This is a genomic window from Streptomyces sp. NPDC050535, assembly GCF_044457665.1.
Taxonomy (GTDB): domain Bacteria; phylum Actinomycetota; class Actinomycetes; order Streptomycetales; family Streptomycetaceae; genus Streptomyces.
Map to the genome: position 1 here is coordinate 1 of NZ_JBITHE010000037.1, position 20,528 is coordinate 20,528.

The 20,528-nt window shown below is 66.2% G+C and carries 20 protein-coding genes and 1 pseudogene; 14 read left to right on the forward strand and 7 right to left on the reverse strand.

Going from position 1 to position 20,528, the window contains the following annotated elements:
* Positions 1–871: 871 nt before the first annotated feature.
* Both ACIBLC_RS39430 and ACIBLC_RS39435 read right to left on the reverse strand, forming a co-directional pair.
* A complete protein-coding gene (locus ACIBLC_RS39430) occupies positions 872–1,573 on the reverse strand; it encodes a tetratricopeptide repeat protein (RefSeq protein WP_399216311.1) in 702 nt (233 codons plus the stop codon).
* 293 nt (positions 1,574–1,866) lie between these two features.
* The gene (locus ACIBLC_RS39435; RefSeq protein ID WP_399216312.1) at positions 1,867–3,015 is read right to left on the reverse strand and encodes a pentapeptide repeat-containing protein; all 1,149 of its coding nucleotides are present in this window, start codon (positions 3,013–3,015) and stop codon (positions 1,867–1,869) included.
* Positions 3,016–3,720: 705 nt separating this feature from the next.
* Here ACIBLC_RS39435 and ACIBLC_RS39440 point away from each other — a divergent pair.
* The 4 genes from ACIBLC_RS39440 to ACIBLC_RS39455 all read left to right on the forward strand — a co-directional run bounded on the left by ACIBLC_RS39440 (position 3,721) and on the right by ACIBLC_RS39455 (position 6,169).
* The gene (locus ACIBLC_RS39440) at positions 3,721–3,900 is read left to right on the forward strand and encodes a hypothetical protein (protein ID WP_399216313.1); all 180 of its coding nucleotides are present in this window, start codon (positions 3,721–3,723) and stop codon (positions 3,898–3,900) included.
* 426 nt (positions 3,901–4,326) lie between these two features.
* Positions 4,327–4,998, forward strand: coding sequence for a hypothetical protein (locus tag ACIBLC_RS39445; RefSeq protein WP_399216314.1), 672 nt, complete (start codon positions 4,327–4,329; stop codon positions 4,996–4,998).
* A gap of 161 nt (positions 4,999–5,159) precedes the next feature.
* Positions 5,160–5,753, forward strand: coding sequence for a replication/maintenance protein RepL (locus tag ACIBLC_RS39450; protein ID WP_399216315.1), 594 nt, complete (start codon positions 5,160–5,162; stop codon positions 5,751–5,753).
* Between the two features lie 17 nt (positions 5,754–5,770).
* Positions 5,771–6,169 carry a hypothetical protein gene (locus ACIBLC_RS39455; protein ID WP_399216316.1) on the forward strand — a complete coding sequence of 133 codons (399 nt, stop codon included), beginning with the start codon at positions 5,771–5,773 and terminating at the stop codon, positions 6,167–6,169.
* Positions 6,170–6,392: 223 nt separating this feature from the next.
* Here the strand turns inward: ACIBLC_RS39455 and ACIBLC_RS39460 are convergent, their stop codons facing one another.
* Entirely contained in the window at positions 6,393–6,539 is a 147-nt protein-coding gene (locus ACIBLC_RS39460) for a hypothetical protein (RefSeq protein WP_399216317.1), read from the reverse strand.
* Between the two features lie 384 nt (positions 6,540–6,923).
* Here ACIBLC_RS39460 and ACIBLC_RS39465 point away from each other — a divergent pair, with 384 nt between their 5' ends.
* Entirely contained in the window at positions 6,924–8,264 is a 1,341-nt protein-coding gene (locus ACIBLC_RS39465; RefSeq protein ID WP_399216318.1) for a pentapeptide repeat-containing protein, read from the forward strand.
* A 346-nt stretch (positions 8,265–8,610) separates the two neighbouring features.
* Positions 8,611–9,480, forward strand: coding sequence for an IS5 family transposase (locus ACIBLC_RS39470; RefSeq protein WP_399216319.1), 870 nt, complete (start codon positions 8,611–8,613; stop codon positions 9,478–9,480).
* A 38-nt stretch (positions 9,481–9,518) separates the two neighbouring features.
* Here the strand turns inward: ACIBLC_RS39470 and ACIBLC_RS39475 are convergent.
* Positions 9,519–10,962: pseudogene (locus tag ACIBLC_RS39475) on the reverse strand (NF041680 family putative transposase).
* Between the two features lie 194 nt (positions 10,963–11,156).
* Between ACIBLC_RS39475 and ACIBLC_RS39480 the strand changes: the two are divergent.
* Together ACIBLC_RS39480 and ACIBLC_RS39485 are read left to right on the forward strand one after the other, a co-directional pair.
* Positions 11,157–11,663, forward strand: coding sequence for a hypothetical protein (locus ACIBLC_RS39480; protein ID WP_399216320.1), 507 nt, complete (start codon positions 11,157–11,159; stop codon positions 11,661–11,663).
* A 137-nt stretch (positions 11,664–11,800) separates the two neighbouring features.
* The gene (locus tag ACIBLC_RS39485; RefSeq protein WP_399216321.1) at positions 11,801–13,264 is read left to right on the forward strand and encodes an NF041680 family putative transposase; all 1,464 of its coding nucleotides are present in this window, start codon (positions 11,801–11,803) and stop codon (positions 13,262–13,264) included.
* An 81-nt stretch (positions 13,265–13,345) separates the two neighbouring features.
* On the opposite strand, the gene ACIBLC_RS39490 is transcribed toward ACIBLC_RS39485, so the two are convergent.
* Positions 13,346–14,374, reverse strand: coding sequence for a hypothetical protein (locus ACIBLC_RS39490; protein ID WP_399216322.1), 1,029 nt, complete (start codon positions 14,372–14,374; stop codon positions 13,346–13,348).
* A gap of 80 nt (positions 14,375–14,454) precedes the next feature.
* On the opposite strand from ACIBLC_RS39490, the gene ACIBLC_RS39495 reads away from it, so the two are divergent.
* From ACIBLC_RS39495 to ACIBLC_RS39510, 4 genes are all read left to right on the forward strand, one after another.
* Positions 14,455–15,825, forward strand: a complete 1,371-nt coding sequence (locus ACIBLC_RS39495; RefSeq protein ID WP_399216323.1) for a helix-turn-helix domain-containing protein — start codon at positions 14,455–14,457, stop codon at positions 15,823–15,825.
* A 188-nt stretch (positions 15,826–16,013) separates the two neighbouring features.
* Positions 16,014–16,817: a hypothetical protein gene (locus ACIBLC_RS39500; RefSeq protein ID WP_399216324.1), complete on the forward strand. Its 804-nt coding sequence runs from the start codon at positions 16,014–16,016 to the stop codon at positions 16,815–16,817.
* Positions 16,818–16,901: 84 nt separating this feature from the next.
* Positions 16,902–17,687, forward strand: a complete 786-nt coding sequence (locus tag ACIBLC_RS39505) for a hypothetical protein (protein WP_399216325.1) — start codon at positions 16,902–16,904, stop codon at positions 17,685–17,687.
* 56 nt (positions 17,688–17,743) lie between these two features.
* Entirely contained in the window at positions 17,744–17,953 is a 210-nt protein-coding gene (locus ACIBLC_RS39510) for a hypothetical protein (protein WP_399216326.1), read from the forward strand.
* Between the two features lie 342 nt (positions 17,954–18,295).
* Here ACIBLC_RS39510 and ACIBLC_RS39515 read toward each other — a convergent pair whose 3' ends face one another.
* Both ACIBLC_RS39515 and ACIBLC_RS39520 read right to left on the reverse strand, forming a co-directional pair.
* A complete protein-coding gene (locus ACIBLC_RS39515; protein WP_399216327.1) occupies positions 18,296–18,823 on the reverse strand; it encodes a hypothetical protein in 528 nt (175 codons plus the stop codon).
* A 216-nt stretch (positions 18,824–19,039) separates the two neighbouring features.
* Positions 19,040–19,501, reverse strand: a complete 462-nt coding sequence (locus ACIBLC_RS39520; RefSeq protein WP_399216328.1) for a DUF6300 family protein — start codon at positions 19,499–19,501, stop codon at positions 19,040–19,042.
* 214 nt (positions 19,502–19,715) lie between these two features.
* Between ACIBLC_RS39520 and ACIBLC_RS39525 the strand changes: the two genes are divergently transcribed.
* Positions 19,716–20,174, forward strand: a complete 459-nt coding sequence (locus ACIBLC_RS39525; RefSeq protein WP_399216329.1) for a hypothetical protein — start codon at positions 19,716–19,718, stop codon at positions 20,172–20,174.
* A gap of 31 nt (positions 20,175–20,205) precedes the next feature.
* Positions 20,206–20,370: a hypothetical protein gene (locus ACIBLC_RS39530; RefSeq protein ID WP_399216330.1), complete on the forward strand. Its 165-nt coding sequence runs from the start codon at positions 20,206–20,208 to the stop codon at positions 20,368–20,370.
* The last annotated feature ends 158 nt before the right edge of the window (positions 20,371–20,528 follow it).

Sequence of the window (20,528 nt, forward strand, 5' to 3'; positions counted from 1 at the left end):
CCGCTTCGCTCTTCCTCCGGAAGCCGAATACTCGCTCCGCTCGTTTCGCGCGTCCCCGCGCGAAACAGCCGCCTCCGGCGGAGCCCTTTATGGAATTGGCCTCCGGCCCTATTCCATAAAGGGTGCGTGCCTCCGGCACGAAATGCGTTGTGTGTGGGGGGTGTTGAGGTTTGTGGATAGTTTTTGAGAGGGTGTCAGGCGGGTTTTCTGGTGCCGGAGGCGAGTCGGGCCTTCCAGTCCCTTCCTGGGGGTGTCAGGGATTCTCCGAATTCCCTGACACTAGAAGAAGATGGGAATACACGGAATTCCTTTGGGACTATTAAACCACGGAATTCCAAGGTGGGTTGAGCCCTCCGGGCTCAACCCACGGGAACAGATAAAAAAGGTGATGGACAATCAGGAAACGTTCCAGGAGCACTGAGAGGGTGTGGGCGCCCTCTGGGCACCCACACCCCGCCCGCTCCACGGGGCGCCCGTACACGAGCGCCTGACACACCCCCACACCCGCACCGACTAACCACCCCGAAACCTTTTCCCCGAAGCGACCCCGCCCCGTTGCCGCCCCCGTACCAAACAACGCTTGGCGGCAACTTGGCTTAGTCCAGGGTTAGTTGGTGAGCTCAGGAGAAGAAGCAGGCAACGGAGGTACCTGGGCTTGTTCTTTAGTTAAGAGGCGTTTTGAGAAACAGGCCTCTGACCTGCGGTTTTGTGAACCTGAATGTCGGTGTCCGCCGACATTCAGGTTGTAGGGGTGTCGGCGGCTGTCGGCGTCAGGCAGTGAAAGTTGCGACTCGTCACAAGATTCCTAAGGAACATGCGTCTCCGCGCAAGTTTTGCCCGCTCTGAAGGAGTGTCCTAGGTGGTTGCGTGTCTACCGTCGGCGCTTACGCCTGAGCCGTCGACGTTCCATGATCCGGTGCAGCCGCGTGAGCGTCCGTTCAGCCTCGGCTAGACGCTTGGCGTCACCTAGTTCGCGGAAGACATCGACACTCTCCGCGAATGCTGTGTACGCGGCTCGGAGCCGTCCGCGGCCCTGGAGCACCAGGCCGAGACGCAGCAGGACAGTTCCCAACAGATGCTCGTGGTACAGGAACATCCGTGCCTGCCGTTCCGCGGCTCGGAGATGTTCCATGGACTCCCGTGATCGTCCAGCGCTGTAGAAGGCCAGTCCGAGATTGAACAAGCCGATGATGTGGCCTCCCACGTCACGGTTGAGGGCCGCGTAGTCGGTCGCGGTCATCAACGACTCGATCGCCTCCTCGAGATGTCCCAGCGCAGCGTGTGTGGTGCCGAGTGAGCCCAGCACCGCCGCGGCCCCGGCGGTGTCGTTGACCATTCGGTAGTACGTCACTGCGGTCTGGTAGGCGGTCTCAGCAAGTTCGGGTCGACCAAGTCCGCACCAGGTGTCGCCTATGTGGCGCAGAGCGTCCGCCAGGCCGGCCGGATCGCCGGCCTCGTGGAAGAGGGCATAGCGGCGCCCGCCACGGGCGACCAACTTCTTCAAGGTGGGCGACCCCGCCGCCCGGTAGGTCCGCGACAACTCCTCCCGGAACCGCGGCGCATGCCCCTCCACGCTGCCCCCCTGCCCTGTCCAGGCGCCAGACCACCCGGTCCCGACCTCCGAGCCAGACTCCACACTTCCGGCTTCCGACCGTATGCCTCCCCGGAAAACCCGGCACGGACCCCTCCAGCAGGCCGAAGGTCAGCCGGCACCGTCAGCGGAGCTCGCCGGAAGCCCCCGGAAGTGCGGCGATGAAAGCAGACACCCAAGCAGTGGATACACCTAGGGCTTTTCGGTACCCCCTCCTTTGTGCTGCAGCGAAGAAGGGGGTACCGGAGCGGTCTATCTCGGCTTACCGCGAAGCTTTAGCGGTCCTTCTCTTCGAGCTCGGCAATCCGTGCCTTGACGGCTGGATCTCTGGCCAGATCAGGGGGAAGCCTGGTATCCGCATACAGGTTCGCGCGAAGTAGGTCCACGCCCGACAGGACCACGCGTCTCAGATCAGCGCCAGACAGGTCCGCCCCCTCCAAATCGACATACTTCATGTATACGTCGCCAAAATTCGTTCCACTGAGATTCGCCCTAGTGAAATCCACGACGTCCAGTCTTGCGTGAGTCAGGTCCGCGCGAGTCAGGTCCGCTCCATGCAAATCCGTTTCGGTCATATTCGCTTCGGTCAGGTCCACGTCAGTCAGGTTCGCTTCAGCCAGGACGGCGCGGGTCAGATTCGTGTGCGTCAGGTCTGCGTGCGTCAGGTTCCCTTCGCCGAGGCTCGCGAGAGTGAGATTCGCGAAAGCCAGGACGGCGCGGGTCAGGTCCGCCCCGTCCAGGTTCGTGTCGTAGAGGGTGGCGCGGTACAGCTCCGCGTCCTTGAGATTCGTGTTGGCCAGGGTCGCGCGAGTGAGGTCTGCGCCGTTCAGCCTCGTGCCGTACACAGTCGCTTGACCCAGGTCCGCGCTGGTCAGGTCCGCTTCATACAAGTTCGCGCCAGCCAGGTCTGTGAAAGACAGGTCCGCGCCAGTCAGGTCCGCGCCAGTCAGGTCCGCGCCAGTCAAGTTCGCGCCAGTCAAGTTCGCGCCAGCCAGGTCTGCAACTGGTCCGCCGGGCCGACGCGGTTGGAGCTCGATGCCGGGCAGGCGAGCGTCTCGTAGGTCGAGGACGAAGGACTCGTCGCGGGTGGAGTCGCGGTGAACGAGGACTGTTACTGCGGCGAGCACGTCGGCCGCTACGTCATCGCCCTTTTTAGGGGCCCTGCTGCCGTGAGTACGGACGTAGGTGGCCAGGACATCGGCGATGGTGGGGTGGTCACGTGGGGAATCCTCCATGATGCGCTGCAGGGCGTAGATACCGCCGAGACGGACGTCCATCGCATCGTCGCCGAGGTTCTCTACCGCCCGGGTGTACCGGTCGGTGATCTGTCCCTCCTGAGCGATGCCCATTTCCTGGGTGACCTGGCCGTTGGAGTACCAGATGCCGGCTGCCGCGATGAGGGATGAGAGGAGAACACCGAGCACTACGGCGCCCAGTTCGATGCGGCGGGCCCAGTCCAGCCCGTGGTTTGGCGGAGCGTCCGGCTGGGAGCTTGCCTCAGGATCGGCCGTTGTTCGCCTGGGTGCGGCCGGGCGGACTGTCGCTGGCGTTGTCCGGGGCGGCGGCATGGCTGGCGAGCGACGGGCGACGGCGGGAGAGGAGCGTCCCCGCGAAGCTCGTGCGCCGGCCCGGCGGAGCTGCTGGCTGCGTCGGTTCGACATGAGGATCATTTGACCGCTGCACCGAAGGCGGCCGCAGGAGTTCCGGCGGGTCCGCGCCTCTTTGGCAGTGCCCTGCCGGAAGGGCGATCGAGCGCCACCGGACAGTTGCCGATCCAGCCTGCCAACAACGCGTCATCTTCATGCGACGGACGGGGAGTGGCGCTGCTGGACTGCGGTTCCTCGGCCTCGATGCGTATCTGCGGCGTTTCGGTACCACCTCTATGCCCTCCGATAGCGCAGCACGCCGCATCGGGTCATTCATACCGGCCAAACTCAACCAATCGATCATCTGGTGGACTTCATCGGTCATCTGTCGGTCGCCACATGGCATTTCCGTACATGTCGTTACCGCATGCGTGCACTCAGGTTTAGCGTCCTCCCCAGGAACGGAAAGAGGGGGCCGCCCCGGCAGGCGACCCCCTCAACACCCTCCACCTCACCTCACGGGGCGACACAGAAGGACCACTCATGGAACCACAGCGATGGAAAGGCGGATGGCGCTTCGAGTGGAAGCGGCCCAGCCTTGCTGATGCCCTCACCGCCGGCGCCCTCTTCTACCTCCTGCACAATGTTCCGGCAGTCCACGAACTCGCAGCCGTGGGCGTCGGTCTTTCGCTTCTCCGCTGCATCAGGTGGATCCGCGCGTAGCCGAATAGCTCCTGAGCTGGGCCGGGCTGTCGCTCTATCAGGGCCCCGGCTCAGCGACTACTACAGACCTCGTGGCGACTGCCCTTCGGCTTGCGCGTCGTGTCTGATCCAGTTCTGGAGGCCGCTCCGATAGACATGCCGCCTCTTCACGCACCCCTCCGGCACATGCGTTCAAGATTTTTTGCCGGTAGTGCTTCCTGCCAGGACCGAGAAGTGCACAGTCCACCCCGACACAGGAGTAAGACGCTAGTGAACGAGAGCGCAGCCGCGGCCGCCGAGTCTGACCGGTCCGGCCTCCTCACATGGCACGGCGCAGACCAGTGCCGTGTTGAGACGTGGTCGACAAGCATGCCCCCGCGAGAGCCAGCGGTATCGGACGGGGAGGGTCAGGCAAAGGTTGTGACGTCGTGCGACAGCCTCGTGCTGATGCCCGCTGGCCTTGACCTGTCAGACGATGAGCACGGGGATCCGCCTGCCCACGACATGATCAAGCTCCTCCGAGCGCGTGACCTCCTGATGTACCCGTCCAACCTTCTGTCACGAGACGCGGAGAAGGTTGTCCAGACGGTCGCAGCCACTCTCGTGCTGCCGCAGGGCCATGGATGGCGGGAAGCACACGAGATGGCACTGCTCGGCCCCTGGAGCGACGCTCTCTGGGACACCGGGCATCTACCCTGCACTGCTCTGGGTTTCCTGAAGGCGGAAGCCCGAACTGTGCACCGGCAGCTGCTACCACTGTGGCGGCGCCGCACCCGCCACGGACGCGTGCTGTCCCTCGACGCCGACCTCGGTGGGCTCTGTCTGTACGACCTGGTGGCCCCCGACGCCGACCTGCTCGCCCACACAGTGGATGGAGTGTTCGTGGACGAACGGCTCAACAAGGTGCTGCGCGCCCTGAAACCAGCCGAGCGACAGGCCGTGTTCGCGTACGCCGAAGGCGAGGGCACCACCTGGACCGAGGCAGCGGCCGCCGCCGGCGCACTCGATCCAGCAGCCTTCGGTGACCGAGTCCGTCGCAAGGTCAAACGGCTCGCTGCCGAGCAACGCCGCCGTACTGAGCAGCGGCAGCACAGCAGACCGCCGATTCCTGGCACCTAGCAACCTGGGCCGGCTGGTGCACTGTGCACCTCGGTAGAGCCCATGTCGGCACTGGCCGACACAAACTTGCGACGATCAGCAACTCTGCGGCGTGTAACTTGCGGCTACCCGCATCTTTTGCCGTACAGTGCCGATCACCTGTATGCGAAAGGATCATCCTCATGGGAGAAGCGGCACGACCACTGCGCGGGCGCCGCGCGGGGCCACCGAACCAGCAACCGGCCGCGCCGGTCAGGGCTGTTGGAGCCGGCGACGGCAAGGACCTTGCCCGGCTGATCGCCGAGCAGTTCGGCAAAGGGCCGGTCCACGAGGTGAAGGCCACCGTCTACCGGCGGCCCCCGCACGACATGCTCGGCTCCAACGGCTACAGCCTCGTCAGCAACTACTTCCTGCGCCGCGTCCTGCCCTACTGCCTGATGCACAACATCATCAGCAAACTGCAGGCCGCCGTCCTGGCCAACATGATCGGCCGTCAGAAGAAGGGCAAGATCGAGGCCACCCACGCCGAACTCGCCGACGAGATCGGCGTCAAGCGCACCAGTATCGGCCACGCACTCGACTCGCTCTGCGAGAAGAACCTCGTCCGCAAGGTCAAGCGGTCGAGCTACCAGCTCAACCCCCGCGTCGCGTATAACGGGAACGGCCAGGAGCAGCACGACTTCCTGGCCGAGCTGCGGGCACTCGCACTGGACTCCAAGTTCCCCGACGAACTCGCACCCGAGCTCAGCCTGTTCCCCAGGTCTGAGGTCGGCTGACCGAAGGGATCCCCGTCATGCTGTTCCAAACCACCGGGCTGTTCGGCATGCTCTACCAGCTGCAGCTCACCCCCACGGCGATCGACGTCCTGTCGGTGATGGTCGAGCACCAGGACGCCGGCGGGAACGTCGGGATGAAGCAGTCCGAGATCGACGAGATCCTCGGCGTCGGCCAGGCCTCCATGAGCCGCGCCATGGCCCTCCTCGTCGAACGAGGCATCGTGCTCCGCTCGGGGGGCGGCCGCGGCCACCGCTACGCCCTCAACCCCGCCGTGGCCGGCTACGAATCCCAGACCGAGCTGGAGAAGTCCATGACCCAGCAGCTCGCCATCGGCGGTCCTCCCCCCATCAAGGTCCCCGGCTACGCCAAACGCCCGCCCAAGCCCGGCAAGGGCGGACTGCACGCGGTCGCCTGACCAACGCCCGGAACGCAGCGAGGCCCCGGCGGGATTGCCGGGGCCTTCTGCACCTGTACGCAAAAGCGTCCACCACCAGTATGCCCACCCACCCGGCACTCAGCCACCCGAAGCCAGCCTCCACGAGGACGCAGGTGATCGGTCCGCCACGAGTGACGAGACGGCGTGAGGCAGCGGGGGGCACCGGTAGCGCGTCTGTGTATCCCTGGCCCCCACCTCATCGTCAGGCGAGTCGGTCCACCGTGTCTCGGGCCACCTTGAGGGCGAGGCGGCGGACTTCGCCGAGGGGCGGGTACATGGAGTCGTGGTCGATGCCTTCTTCTGCGAGGCGTACCAGTAGCTCGGATTTCCAGGCTGCGTCGATGCACACGGTCCAGCCGGTCGCGGGCCAGTGCGCGCTGGGTTTTCCGGTAGCGCTGTTGAGGAAGTTGATCCCCAGGGTTGAGATGTCGGGGTACTGCTCGGCGGGAACGTTCAGCCTGTCGATTCGGTAGGACCGGCCGCGCCGTCAGTACGGGCGCAACGCTCGACACCCCCGAGTTCACGGAACTCACCAATCAGTACCTGCACTTTCGACTACAGACGACGGTCGCCATGCGAAGCGATCTTGTGTCGGGGCGCCGCTGAGCCGCAGAGGTTCCAGGGGTCGAAGACAGGCTCTGAGGAGGGAAAAACGGTCACGCGTGCCCTGTGATCTGTCAATGCCACGGGCTCCACCTGCAACCGCGGGACTCCGCGCCCTGTCTCCATCCTCATGACAGCCAACCAGAGGCCGCGATCAACTCCGAACGATCGGGAGTTACGGCTGTGGGAGGTAGGCCGGGCGCTGACCCTCGTCTTCGCAGCCGCGGTCCTATTCGCAGGCGGCATCTTCTACGGGCTGGTGAAGCTGCTCGACTTCAAGGAGATCGACAGCACCTCGAAGCTCGACGCGGAGACGCTCTTCGATCTGGTGAAGCTCTCCTTCGGAGTGGTAGCTGGGGCCGGTGCGCTCGTCGCCCTGGTCGTTGCCTACCGCCGCCAGCGCGTAGACGAGGCCGGTGCCCACAGAGAAGCCACCCGGCTCCACACCGAGCGCTTCTCCCAGGCCGTCGACAAACTCGGCTCAGATTCACCCGCCGTCCGACTCGGCGGCGTCCACGCACTCGCCGGGCTCGCCGACGACGCCCCCACTCAAGACCTGCGCCAGACCTGCGTGGACGTCCTGTGCGCCTACCTCCGCCTGCCCTTCCCTCGTCACCCCGGCGCCCCTCCCGCCGTCACCTCCTCAGAAGAGGTGCGCGAGTCCCATCAGGACAAGAAAGACCGGTACCTCGCACTACGCCAGGTCCGGCACACGATCCTGCGCCTTATTGGGGACCACTACCGCGTTCCCGAAGGCGATCACCGCTCGTGGCAGGGCTGCAATCTTGATCTCATCGGAGTCAGCATCGATGGCAGCATGGACTTCCGCGGCGCGGTGTTCTCCCGTGGCACGGTGAACTTCGCCGACGCAGTGTTCTCCGATGGCCTGGTGGACTTCAGCGGGGCGGTGTTCTCCAGCGGTAGGACGGTCTTCCAGAGGGCGGTGTTCTCCGGCGCTTTGGTGAACTTCGACAAGGCAGTGTTCTCCGGCGGCACGGTGAACTTCAGCAGGGCGGTGTTCTCCCGCAACAGGGTGTTATTTCGCGACGCGGTGTTCTCCGGCTGCACGATGGACTTCAGCGGAGCGGTGTTCTCCGGCGGCAGAGTGGTCTTCAGCGACACGACGTTCTCCAGAGGCACAGCGAACTTCATGAGGACGGAGTTCTCCGGCGGATGGGTGGACTTCGGCGAGGCAGAGTTCTCCGGCGGCACGGTGAACTTTCGCCAGGCAGAATTCTCCGGCGGCACGGTGAACTTCAGCGAGGCGACGTTCTCCAGCGGCACGGCGGACTTCTGGATGACGGAGTTCTCCGGCGGCAGGGTGGTCTTCATCGAGGCGACGTTCTCCGGCAGCACGGTGGATTTCAGTGATGCGACGGGTTCGGCCCCGGAAAGTCTCCTGGATGCCATCGGCACCCCTGTCCCTGCAGAGGTTGTCCTCCCTCCCGGTTGGATACCTCCAATGTCCTAGCGATAGGGAGGCGTAATCGGTCGATTGTCCCTCCTTGCGCCTGGGACTCCGCACACCGATCGCACGTACCGACCGCGCTCCGCGCGGACGACGGAGGTTTAAAGACAGGTTCTCAGAGGTCGTTTTCACCTTGAGTACGGCGCTCTGAGTTGATTTGCCCTGCCTCTCGGTGTGTTGCTGGTGAGTCTGTGGAGGCAGTTCTTTTTGGTGAGGTTGGCGGTGTGACGGCTGGGGTGGAGATCTGTTTACGCCTGTCTCATTCCAGGACGCCCGGGTCTGTTCCGTGCTTCGACGCGGCAGGATGCACGCCTGGGCGCACGCCCCCGGGCGACGGTATGCCCAGGTCATGACGGACCGCCGTGCGTATCCAAGTGACCTGTCCGACGCCCGCTGGGAGTTGATCGAGCCGGTGCTCTCCGCCTGGCGCTTCGAGCGCCGCGGCCGGGCCCTGGACTTCGGCCGGCCGCCACGGCACGACTTGCGCGAGATCATGAACGCGATCCTGTACGTGGACCGCACCGGCTGCCAATGGGCCTACCTCCCACACGACTTCCCGCCGCACCAGAGTGTCTACGGTTACTTCGCCAAGTGGCAGAAGGACGGTGTCTTCGCCCAGCTCAACGGCCTGCTGCGGGAGTTGGTACGACAGCAGGAAGGCCGCAGTGCCGCCCCGTCCGCCTGCGTGATCGACGCACAGAGCGTCAAGACCTCCACCAGTGTCCCCGCGCGGAGTCAGGGCATCGACGCGGGCAAGAAGATCGTCGGCCGCAAGCGCAGCATCATCACCGACACCCTCGGCCTGCTGCTGGCAGTGCTGGTCACCGCGGCCGGCGTCCAGGACTCCACGGCCGGCCGCACCCTCCTGGAACAGGCTGCCGCCGACCATCCCGGCCTGCGCAAGGTCTGGGTCGACGGCGGCTACCGCAAGCACTTCGTCGAGCACGCCGCAACCCTCGGCATCGACCTCGAAATCGTCCAACGTACCCCCGGGACCAGAGGATTCATCCCGATCCCGAAACGCTGGGCCGTCGAGCGGACCTACGGCTGGCTGATGCTGCACCGCCGCCTGGCCCGCGACTACGAAACCCACCCACACCGCTCCGAAGCCATGATCCACGTCGCCATGACCGACCTGATGGCCCGCCGTCTCACCGGAGAGAGCACCGTCTCCTGGCGAGACCCGACACCAGCACACCAAAGCCGCATCCAAGGATGAAACAACAGGTGAAAACGACCTCTCAGCTTGTTCTTTATCTACCAAGATCTTCCGGGCTTGCCGATGGCCTTGAGGGTTTCGGGGCGTTTGACGGTCTTGCCGACGTCGTAGCGGGGTGCCGGGTGTTTGTTCTTGGCGCCGGGTGGCCGTCCGGGGCCGGCGCCTCGCGGTTTGGGAACACGGGTCGGGCAGGCGAGGTGGGCGCGGATGTTCCTGAACCCCCGGCGGACCCGGGCCGGGGTGAGCCGGTCGGAGGTGGTCGGTTTCTCCCAGGGCCGGCGGAGGTCCGAGGCGAGGGGCCGGGCGAGCCGGAGTTGGGTGTGGGCGACGATCAGGATCCAGGTCCAACGGTCCGCGGCCTCGGGGGTTCGGAGTTTCGGGGTGGTCCATTCCGAGGGTCTGCTTCGCGAAGCGGAAGGTGTGCTCCAGGTCGAAGCGGCGGAGAAATGCCTGCCAGAAGCGATCCACGTCGTCTGGGGTGGCACCGGTCTTGGAGGACCATAACCACAGTGGCGGAGTATCCCGTTCCTTCGACAGATGCTCGACTCTCAGCCGCACCAACGTCCCCTCGATCAGGGGAAGTTCACCGTCGTGGTGGAGCCATGAGGAGCGGTGGGTGAGCCGGGGGTGGACCCGGTCCCATGCCTGGGTTTCGGCCTTGCCGTAGTTGGTGGTGTCGGTGACGGTGGTGATCGCGGGCTCGGGCCAGGTCTCCGGCTTGGTGAAGCGGAATTCCGGGCCGTGCTTGGGCGGCCGGCCGTTGACGCCGTGCGTCCGCGGTGGCTTCGGCAGCCGCATCACGCGGTCGGAGCGGATTCGGCCGACCAGCTCGACCGGCAGGTCGCGCAGGACCCAGGCCAGGCGGGTGACGTCGTAGCCGGCATCGCTGACGATCACGATGTCCGGGTTTCCAGCCTGCCACTGGCCAGCGGTGATGAGCCTTTCAACGACCCCTCGGAGTTGGGCGGCGGTGACCGCGGTCGCGTCGTCTGCCGGGCCGAGCCGGACCGCGTCCAGGATCGCGGTCCAGGACCTGGCGCCCGGCTCCAGAACGGCCACGAAGGAGTAGGGCCAGCCCGGGATGAACTGCGAGGCAGTCTTCGCCCGGTCGTAGACGTGGCAGAACAGGCGCTCCGCCGAGCACGGCGCGTCCGAGCGAAGCCACGGCGACACGTCGACCGCCAGGACCAGGCGCCCGCCGTCGAAACGCGGCAGCGGCAGGCCGGCCAGGACCGTCCGCAGCCGGTCGGTGTCGAGTCGGCCGTGGTTCAGGCCGCCGTACATCGCTCCGTGCCCACGACGATGCTCGGGCAGCAGGGTCAAGTCCACCGGGGACTTCACCGCACCGTCCGCACACAGCACCGCGTCCGCCAGTTCGAACAACTCGTCGCGCCGGGCGGTCAGACACTCGTAGAACTCGCCCCGGAAGCGTGAAGCTTCCGCGAACGCTTCCCTCCGCGCAACATCAGGCAGCAGACTCACCCTCACGGCCCTCGTCTTGGTCACATGCACCTTGGTCGGAGCACATGATCAGACGAAGGCCGCCCCCACGTCCGGCAAACTCCCAGGTGAGCGACTCAGTACGAGACACCGTTCGAGGCCGGAAGAAAAAGAACAAGCTCAGCTTGGCATTTAACCCGTAGGGGCCTTCGCCGCTCGGCTCGCATACTGGTCCGATGAGTCCGATCTCCACACGCCATCGGTTCCGGGACACACGGAGCACGAAGTACGACTTCCTCGTGTCCGTTCTCGTGCGCTGCCCCAGCTGCGACAAGGCGGCGCACGTCGTGGTGGGACCGGAGCCAGCCGGAGTGCACGATCCGGACCTCTTTTCGCCAAGGCGTCTCGTCTGCCGGAGCTGCGGGGCGGCGAGGGAGTGGAGCCGTGGAGGTGGGGCCTTGCACCGGGGCCGGTACGAGCCGGCCACAGATCCGTACTTCGGTGTCCGTCTGTGGCTGCAGACCGAGACCCGGCACGGGTGGGTATGGGCCTACAACCTGGAACACCTGGACCTGATCAGACGATTCGTACAGGCGTCGCTGCGCGAAGGGATTCCCTGGCACGACCACGGGCGGAAGATGACCGTGGTGGCCCGCCTGCCCGCATGGATGCAGCAGGCCAAGAACCGCGATGAGGTGCTGCGGGCCATCGCCCGCATCCACGCCTCACTGCTCCGCAGCTGACCCAGGAACACTGAGTCCCGATCGAAATGGCTCTCGAACGTGACCGCTCGTGGAGGGAAGTGCCGGACGCGAGAGCGGCCCTCACATGATCCTGTGCTCCGTCACAGAGGTACGGAATCGAGCGAAGACCGCTATGGATGAGTCTGCTGCATCACGATGCCCGGGACGAGGCGTTCGACTTCACGGCCCACTTTCGGGAGGACCTCTACACATGTCTGACTCGGCGCGGTGACACGCTGTTCGAGCTGTGCGACGCGATGCTCTGCGAGGACGGCCCGGCGACCTCGCCGGTCGATCTGACGCTGCTGGCCGAGCACCGGCGCGGGCACGGCGCGTTGTACGACGCGCTCAATCAGGGCCGCATCGACGTGGCCAGGCTGCGCAAGGCGCTGGCCATGCTGCCGCAGCCCAAGGCCGCGGACGGGCGCCTGGTCCTGGCCGTCGATGTCTCCGCGTGGCTGCGTCCCGACGCGCCTACCAGTGCGGACCGCTTGTTCTGCCACGTCTACGGGCGCTCGGGACGCTCCTCGGACCAGTTCATCCCCGGCTGGCCGTACTCATTTGTCGCCGCGCTGGAGACTGGGCGGACGTCGTGGTGCCAACTGCTCGACGCACAACGGCTCGGCCCCGACGACGATGCCGCCGAGGTCACCGCGGCCCAGGTCCGCCGCGTGGTCACCGACCTGATCGGCCAGGGGCAGTGGGAGACCGGTGACGCCGACATCCTGGTCGTCTTCGACGCCGGCTACGACGCCCCACGCATGGCCTACCTCCTCGACGGGCTCCCCGTCGAGGTCCTGGGACGGATGCGTGCGGACCGGGTGATGCGCCGTCCGGCGCCCTCGCTCAAGGAGTACGTCCTGGCCTATCCCCAGGGCGGGCGACGGCCGAAGCACGGCAAGGAGTTCCGCTTCGCCAAGCCGGACACCTGGGGTGAGCCGGACGCCGAGACGGTGCAGGTCACCGACCGGAACGGCACCGCCCAGGCGATGGCCTGGGACCGCATCCACCCGCGGCTCACCACCCGCAGCGCGTGGATCGACCACGACAGCGAACTCCCCGTCGTCGAGGGCACCCTGATCCGCCTGACGGTGGATCACCTGCCCGGCGGAGGGGACCCACTGCCCGTCTGGCTGTGGTCCTCCAAGACCGGCATGACCAGCGAGGACGTCGATCTGCGGTGGCAAGCGTTCCTGAGACGATTCGATCTCGAACATACTTTCCGTTTTGTAAAGCAGACGCTCGGATGGACCCGTCCCAAGCTCCGCAGCCCCGAGGCCGCAGACCGGTGGACATGGCTCGTGATCGCGGCGCATACCCAACTCCGCCTCACCCGCGAGGCCGCGGCCGATCTCCGCCGCCCCTGGGAGAAACGGGCTGAGCCCGCCCGGCTCACCCCGGCCCGCGTCCGCCGGGGGTTCAGGAACCTCCGCCCTCACCTGCACAGTCCGGCCCGTGCACCCAAACCCTCAACTCTCGGACCAGGACGACCACTTGGCTCGAAGAACCGGCGACCCGCCACCCGTTACGACGTGGGTAAATCGACCAGACGCCCTGACAGCATCGCTGAACGTAATCAACCCAAAGCTCGCAAACCATAAAAAACAAGCTCAGCGGTTCCGGACTCAGTCGGCCCGTCCGCCCAGCGGGATCACTGTGCCCACGGACAATACTGACGCGTACTACCCGAGGTCGCGTCGAGAGTTCGGCGCCGCGTCCAGGAGGCCCAGTACTTGCTCCGGAGCGGTCAACAGGCTGGCGTGGGCCGCGAAGAGGCGAGCGTGCCCGAGATAGTCGCTGCCTCCTCGGTCGTGGGCCGAGCCGACCGCCTGCGCGAAGTCGTCGGCGACCTTCGGATTCACGCCAGGCAGGAAACGGGCAACGAGGGCATCCTCAAGTTCCTCGGTGAGGCGGTAAGCGCGGTCCTGCATTTCCTCAGGAATCTCTGGCTCACCGTTCCGGCGCTCAAGATCTTCGATGACGTCCAGAATCTCAGGGGGCAGGTCCGCAACGGGGGTCAGGGCACTGGGGAGGGGGACGGTCTGGACCGCGGTGATGACGCTGGGGCGGACAGCCAGCGAAATGCACCCCGAGGCCTCCCACGCGTTGAGGTAGCGGACGGCGTCGAGTCCGTGCTCCGTCAGCTCGGTCACGCTGAGGTCTGCCGCCCGCTCGCCGTTCTCATCGCGAAACCTTGGGTTGACCCGGCCCTCCGCGATATTGACGCGCACGCGGTAAAGGTGGAAGGCCGAGCGTTCGTCGTCCTGGTTCCGCATGCGCCGGTACATGTTCTCGATGGCCGCCTCGTAGGTGCCCAGGTGGAGCGCATTGTCGAGTTGACCGCGCACGTAGCGCTCGGGATCACGCATCAGCGCACGAGCGTGGCCGGTCGCGCACGCAGCCCTCACGTCCCGTTCGAAATCGGTGCTCGGCCAGTTCTCATAAGTACTGGTGTGGTACCAGGCGAACCTGTTGAGCATGCTGTCGTCGAGTGCAGGATCGTGCTGGTCGCGAATGCCAACAGCCAGTGGCCCGAAGTGAATCGAGCTCGCGCAGTTCTGGCACTTGATCCGCGCGTCGGCCTCAGCGTCGAGCAGGAGGTAGTCAGCGCCGCTCAGACTTGAGGTCCGGCCGCAGCCCTCGCAGCGCATACGGAAGTCGTAGCCGAAGGTGATCGGCCGCTCGATGAACTCAGCCTTCGAAAGTTGCACAACCGCACGCTACGCGCCGCAGCGGACAGGCCGTTGCCGAGTGAAGCACGAGTGACGTGAGCCGACAGTAAGGTCGGGCCATGGTGACGCGACTTCGCCGGCTCGAAGGGCTGCTGGGCGGGCGGCTCAACGACCTGGACTACAGGAGCATTTCCGAACTGGTCGGCAACACCGACGCGGCCGAGGGCGAGGACCTCGACTACAAACGCGAGCACTACAGCGGCGGTGACGAGAGCCGTGAGGAGTTGGCCAAGGACGTTGCTGCCTTCGCCAATCACACCGGCGGAGTTCTCGTCCTGGGGATGGCGGAGGACAAGGGCGTGCCCAGCCGTGTCTTCGACGTCGACCTGGACGACCGTCACCTGCGGCATATCCGTCAGGTCATCGCGAACAACACGGCACCGCCTGTCCCCTACGAGGCCATTCCCGTCCACAATCCGGATGCACCAGGCACCGGATTCCTGCTGATCGCCGTTTCCCGCAGTCCGTACGCCCCCCACGCCGTCACCGCCCGACCGACCAAACTCTCCAGGGACGGTCTGCGCTATCCGCGGCGCGGCGGCAGCCAGACCGAATGGCTCACCGAGACGGACGTGGCCACCTCCTACCGTGCCCGCTACACAGCAGCCGCAGAGCGCGACCGGCGCCTGGCCGACGTCGAAGAGGACCTCGTCGATGCCGTGGCATCGCGGACCACACCGCATCTGATCGTCACCCTGGTCCCGGAGCAGGCCGGCGGCATGGTCATCGACTCAGACCGCTTCATCCGCTACCGGGAAGAACTCCTGGCCACGCAACTCCATCTCGGCCAAGGAGGACGCAACTTCGGGAACGTGACCGTCGGCCCCCGCCGACTGATCGTGGCGGAAGGCAGCGGCCGGTACTCCGCCCGGGCAGAACTGCACCGCGACGGCAGCGCAGCCATCGCGATCAGCCTGAACGGGAGGATCCACGTGGACGAATACGAGGACGTCCAGCTGCACACCGCAGAACCCGGAGACGTGGTGTATCCGCTTCTCTGCGCGCTCCCCTTTCTGGCCGCCCATGCGCGCGACCGCGCGGGTGCCAGCGGTCTCGCACACGTCAGCGTCACCCTGGTGGCAGACATCGCCGCCCATCCCACCCAGGCCAGAGTCCTGGACCTCGACCGACCGCCCGTCGCGCCGTTCCGCGTCGACCGGATCGATCCGGCAACCGGCCGTCCGCGGCCCCTCACAGGCGAGTCCCACTCCTGCGCGACCGCCGATGCCGGCGTGCTCCTGGACAACCTCGCCGACCTTGACCGCGGTCTCCTTCAAGCCACCGCCGCACTCGCGGACGAACTGCTGCAGGCCTACGGCTATCCCGAGACCGGCCTCATCACCCGCACCGGGGAACTCCGGCCCGAACAGTTCTCCCAGCGCAACTCCGGGGCCGTCGCGCAGTGGGCACAGGAGCACGGGCTGCTGTAGACCGGCCACCCGCACCAAGCTGGTTCACGCCGCAGCCGCCACCGACTGGGAGCACCTCGCCCTCCTGGTACCGCCTCCTTCCAGGCCGTGACCCGGATCACACCGGCGCGGCGAAGATTCATTGCCAGTGGCCCCGCTCCCCGGGACCGAGAGATGAAAGGTCCCGACCGCGCAAGGAGCAACTCGTAGTGAACCCCGAGTACTACCTCGTCGTCCCCGGACGCCGTGCTGGAGACACGAACGAGTTCATCGCCGCCACACCGGACGGCATCCGCTTGAAACGCCGTGCCGGATTCCCCCGTCCTCTCAGCGGCATCGGGCTGATCCACAGCCTGCCGAGGCTCATGGGGCTTCCGGGGTGTCCACCGGACCTCGCACAGGCCGTCATGATCCGCAGTGCCGTCTACGGCCGGAGGACCGGCGCAACAGGAAGCCTCCTCCCTCCTGCCGATCAGGACGCCTCCGTCGACCACATCGCCGCCGAGGTGCTGATGGTGCCCCGCAGCGACCGATGGCGGGAAGCCGTCTCCACCGCCCTGGCTGGCCCCTGGTGCGATCCGCTGTGGCAGAGCGGGCAGTTGCCCTTCACGGCGCTCGGCGCTCTGAAAGCGGAAGCCTGCACGGTGCACCGCCGACTGGTGCCCCTGTGGCGGCGCAGGACCCGGCACGGGCGGGTCCTGTCGCTGGATGCGGACCTGGGCGACGGGCTGTCGTTGTACGACCTGGTCACCACCGAGGTGGACTACCTCGCCCGCACAGCGGACGGGGTGTACGAGGACGAGCGGCTCAACAGAGTGCTGCGCGGCCTCGACCCGCTTGAGCAGCAGGTCGTGTTCGCCTACGCCGAGGGAGAGGGCACCACCTGGACTGAAGCCGCGGCCGGGGTAGCCGAGCCGGCGGCCTTCGGCGAACGCATCCGCCGCAAGACCAAACGACTCGCCGCCGAACAGGCTCGCCGCACCGCACAACGACGCGCAGGAGGCGGCCGATGAGATTCTTCAAGATTAATTGCCGGTCGTAACACTGCCCGGCCCCGAGAGGTAACACCCCTCGCCTCACTAGGAGCACCCCACAGCATGATTCCCTTCTTCGGTCACGACCAGTGGGTGACGCAGACCTTCCGCGCGGGGACCGTCATCACCATGGCCGTCAAACAGGTCGAGGACGGCATCCGGTTGCTCGAACTGCCGTGGCAAGGTACCGACGTCCAGAGCGGCTGCGACCCGGAGTTGGTCGAAGCCCTCAACTGCCGTAGATCGGCGGCCGGACAAGTCGCGCGCTTCACTGGATACGACCCCGAGGTAGAACACGCCCACCTCGACTCCCTCTGCCGCAGAGTTCTGACCGTGCCGCGCAGTCCACGGTGGAGGGAAGCCGTTTCCACGGCCCTGATGGGAGATTGGGACAGCTCCCTGTGGCAGACGGGACACCTTCCCTCCACGGCCATTGGGGCCCTGCGGGCGGAGGCCCGGACGCTGCACCGGCAACTGGTTCCGCTGTGGCGCCGGCGCACCCGGCACGGCCGAGTGCTCTCCCTGGATGCCGACCTCGGCGGGATGTCCCTTCTTGACCTGGTCGCCGCCGACATCGACCTGCTCACCCACACCACCGGCGGAGCGTACGAGGACGAACGGCTCAACCGCGTACTGCGCGCTCTGGATCCGGCCGAGCAGCAGGTCGTGTTCGCGCTCGCGGAAGGCGAGGGCACCACCTGGACCGAAGCTGCGGCCGTGGCCGGCGCCGCCGACCCCGGCGCCTTTGGCGAACGCGTCCGCCGGAAGACCAGACGGCTGGTCGCCGAGCAGCGGCGCCGTGCCGGTCAGCGGGACACCCGGTCAGACTTCCAAGATTTATGCCGGTAGGGCCGGTGCCCGGGACCGAGAGGTGAACACCCTCTCGTCGAAGGAACACAACCATCATGATCGTTCTCCTCCTGCTGGCCCTGCTCGTGTTGTTGGTCATCGTCACGCGGGCCATGGACAGAGCCAAGGACACTGAGGTCACCGGCATCGTCCGGATCGCCCTCACCGCGATCGTCACCCTCGTCCTCACCTACGTGGCCATGCGCGTCGTACCGCCCGAGACCGTGCCCGACCTGCTCAACGCAGGCCTGCGGACCCTACGCTGAGCGGGGGATCGGTGCTCCGCCGGCGGAGCACGGATCCCCCGCTCAGTAGAAGTCGGTTACCAGTAGGCTCAGTTCAGTGCTCTCGACGTCGATGTGCAGGGTGGGCAGATGCCTATGCACGAATATGCTGGCCGCTGACGCGATAGCTAACTCCCCCTTCCCCGTCGTCCGCACAGCAGCCCGCGCCCCCCTCCCGTCGCCGAGAGTCTCCAGGTGCTGCACCTCCGGTGCAGCGCCTTCCTCGTGCCCGAGCGCGAGCACGCCGGTAGCACCAGGTGAACCGGGTTGTTCTGGGGCACCAGAACAACGGAGGCGCCGTTCGTCTGTTCGTGGCAGCCGGCGTTAGGCGGAGGCGTCCCGCAGGTGTCCGACCCAGGTTTGGTGGCAGGGTGCCACCTTCATGCCCTCGCGTAGGCGGCCTCGTAGAACGCCGACGCGCGTTCGGCCCTCCAGGACCTGAAGACCCGCGTCCGGCATTGCCAGGAAACGCCGGTCGATCAGGAGCGGCGGACGCATCCAGGTGCCGTGATCTTCCCAGTGGCAGGCGATTTGTTCGGGACGAACGCTGACCCAGTACACCGGGTGCTTGGCGATGTGTTCGATGAGGCCGGCCTCGGACGCTCCGGTGGGCATGTCGCGGAAGTCCTCACGCGAGATCACCTCTAGTCGCCACACGATGCGCTCAAGATCGATGTGACCGTAGTCCTCCTCAAAGGGTGGGTGGCTACCACCGTGCTCGTAGAGGAACTGCTCGAGGACGCAGTCCGGCCAGCGAAGCAGCGCCAGCGCAGGGTCGGCGCGAAATTCATGGAAGGTGAGTCCGCGCTTGAGGCGGCGGGCGAACAGCGGACTGAGGTCGGCCAGCTTCATGACTACCGGTGTACCGCAGAATCCCTACGGTGTTCCCTCTGGTCTCTTCCGGGCCGACTGCCTACGGGCGAACGGCGTTCGAGGTTCGCCAGGTGGCTGAACAGCGCCCGCCGCTCACGGAGCACCAGAGAGACAGCCGTGCCGCCAACTCGGGCCCGCTGCCCAGCACTCGCCCGGACCGCAGGCGCCGCGCGGGGGCCTTACGTCGGACGTCGGTCAGTCGGTCTCCGGGGCTTCGCCGTCTGCCCGTGCACCGGATCCGGGTGGCACAAGGCTCAGATGCGGTCTCGCACCGGGTGAGGCTTCGGGCCGAGGAGCGCGGGTCCAGCCGTGGGCGTGCATGGTCTCGGTCTCCCAGTTCTCGAACAGCCGGGGCACCGCCGTGGGATCGCGGTCCGGATCGCCGTACCAGTCGATGAACGCCCGGGCGGCCGGACGGTGGGCGTCGCAGACGGTGCACAGCTCCATCCACACGCCGGTCATGAGCGGGCCGTTCCACTGCAGCAGGAGCGTGGCACCGCAGCGGGAGCAGGGCCGGTTCGGCTGTACGTCTTCGTCCCGGCCGGACCAGAGTAGGGCGAGTTCTTCGTCGCTGGTGTTGTCGATGCTGCCGTCGATGTTGGCGACGCGACAGAAGTCGCCGTCGGGCTGCACGACGTAGCGCCAGGTGAGCGCCATACAGGCCCCCTCTCAGGGTGTGGCTAGGGCGGGCGTCGGCGGCCCCATCCGGGTGACTCCAACTGGCCCCGATTCGTGGACAATTCGCGAAGATCAGGCGTCTTGGGGGGCTCTGGCACAGATCTTGGACAGCGGTCACGGCGAGCAACGGTCAAGATTCTCTGGACTGAAATCAGGCTGGACTGGATTCAGTCCAGCCGATACGCTTCAGAGTATGGACATCGGGACTGAACTCGACAACTTCCTGGGCGGAAAGCGCGCCCTGGTCGACGCCATTACGCGGGAATTCCGTAGCGGCACCCCCGCCAAGGCCGTCGCCCGGTCCGTTGCCGCGGCCTTCAGCCGTGACCAGGTGACGGAGTACCTGGCGGCGATCGCGATGCACGACACGGCACGAAAGGCGTTGACGGAAGCCGGACTCAACCTGATCGATGTGCACGTCACGGGTATCGACGCACCACGCGAGGCCCGTTTGACCATCGCCTCGGACCCAGCCGAGACTCCCGACCAGGCAACGCTGCCGAACCGGATCCGAGCAGCGCTTCGCGACTTCCACCTCACCCTCGGCCTGCCCCAGGTGGGTGAGCACGATGAGATCACCGACGCCCTGATCGACGAATTCCTTCTCGACGGGCAGCCCGTCCGCCTGGTCAAGCTGAAGCCACGTGCCTGATCACACGCGACACCTCTCCGAGGAGAAAGAGATGAGCGACACCGTCGACATGGAGTACGGCATCGCGTCCGAGTCCCTGGAGGACATCGAGCCCCTGGGAGAGATCTCCCGGCGACGGGCCGCGGCCATCTTGGACGACAGTCGCACGCAGTGGCCGGACGTCTACCTCGTCCAGCGAGCCAACGACGAACCCTGAGGGAGAGCCACCTTCTGAGCGTCCGCCGCAGCGCACACGGAGCGTGCGTTCAGGTCCCGTATGCGACTCGGTGTGCGCTGCGTCCTGCAACCGACTCCTGACGCTCCATCAACTTCTTGTGGCGTCGGCTGAGTCGACTCCCAAACGCCTGAGCGCAG

Coding starts and splice junctions, on each gene's coding strand:
- ACIBLC_RS39505 (WP_399216325.1), top strand. CDS start 16,902: ATGATTCCCTTCTTCGGTCACGACCAGTGGGTGACGCAGACCTTCCGC.
- ACIBLC_RS39495 (WP_399216323.1), top strand. CDS start 14,455: ATGGTGACGCGACTTCGCCGGCTCGAAGGGCTGCTGGGCGGGCGGCTC.
- ACIBLC_RS39520 (WP_399216328.1), bottom strand. CDS start 19,501: ATGGCGCTCACCTGGCGCTACGTCGTGCAGCCCGACGGCGACTTCTGT.
- ACIBLC_RS39510 (WP_399216326.1), top strand. CDS start 17,744: ATGATCGTTCTCCTCCTGCTGGCCCTGCTCGTGTTGTTGGTCATCGTC.
- ACIBLC_RS39455 (WP_399216316.1), top strand. CDS start 5,771: ATGCTGTTCCAAACCACCGGGCTGTTCGGCATGCTCTACCAGCTGCAG.
- ACIBLC_RS39450 (WP_399216315.1), top strand. CDS start 5,160: ATGGGAGAAGCGGCACGACCACTGCGCGGGCGCCGCGCGGGGCCACCG.
- ACIBLC_RS39530 (WP_399216330.1), top strand. CDS start 20,206: ATGAGCGACACCGTCGACATGGAGTACGGCATCGCGTCCGAGTCCCTG.
- ACIBLC_RS39525 (WP_399216329.1), top strand. CDS start 19,716: ATGGACATCGGGACTGAACTCGACAACTTCCTGGGCGGAAAGCGCGCC.
- ACIBLC_RS39440 (WP_399216313.1), top strand. CDS start 3,721: ATGGAACCACAGCGATGGAAAGGCGGATGGCGCTTCGAGTGGAAGCGG.
- ACIBLC_RS39445 (WP_399216314.1), top strand. CDS start 4,327: ATGCCCGCTGGCCTTGACCTGTCAGACGATGAGCACGGGGATCCGCCT.
- ACIBLC_RS39470 (WP_399216319.1), top strand. CDS start 8,611: ATGACGGACCGCCGTGCGTATCCAAGTGACCTGTCCGACGCCCGCTGG.
- ACIBLC_RS39480 (WP_399216320.1), top strand. CDS start 11,157: ATGAGTCCGATCTCCACACGCCATCGGTTCCGGGACACACGGAGCACG.
- ACIBLC_RS39465 (WP_399216318.1), top strand. CDS start 6,924: ATGACAGCCAACCAGAGGCCGCGATCAACTCCGAACGATCGGGAGTTA.
- ACIBLC_RS39485 (WP_399216321.1), top strand. CDS start 11,801: ATGAGTCTGCTGCATCACGATGCCCGGGACGAGGCGTTCGACTTCACG.
- ACIBLC_RS39515 (WP_399216327.1), bottom strand. CDS start 18,823: ATGAAGCTGGCCGACCTCAGTCCGCTGTTCGCCCGCCGCCTCAAGCGC.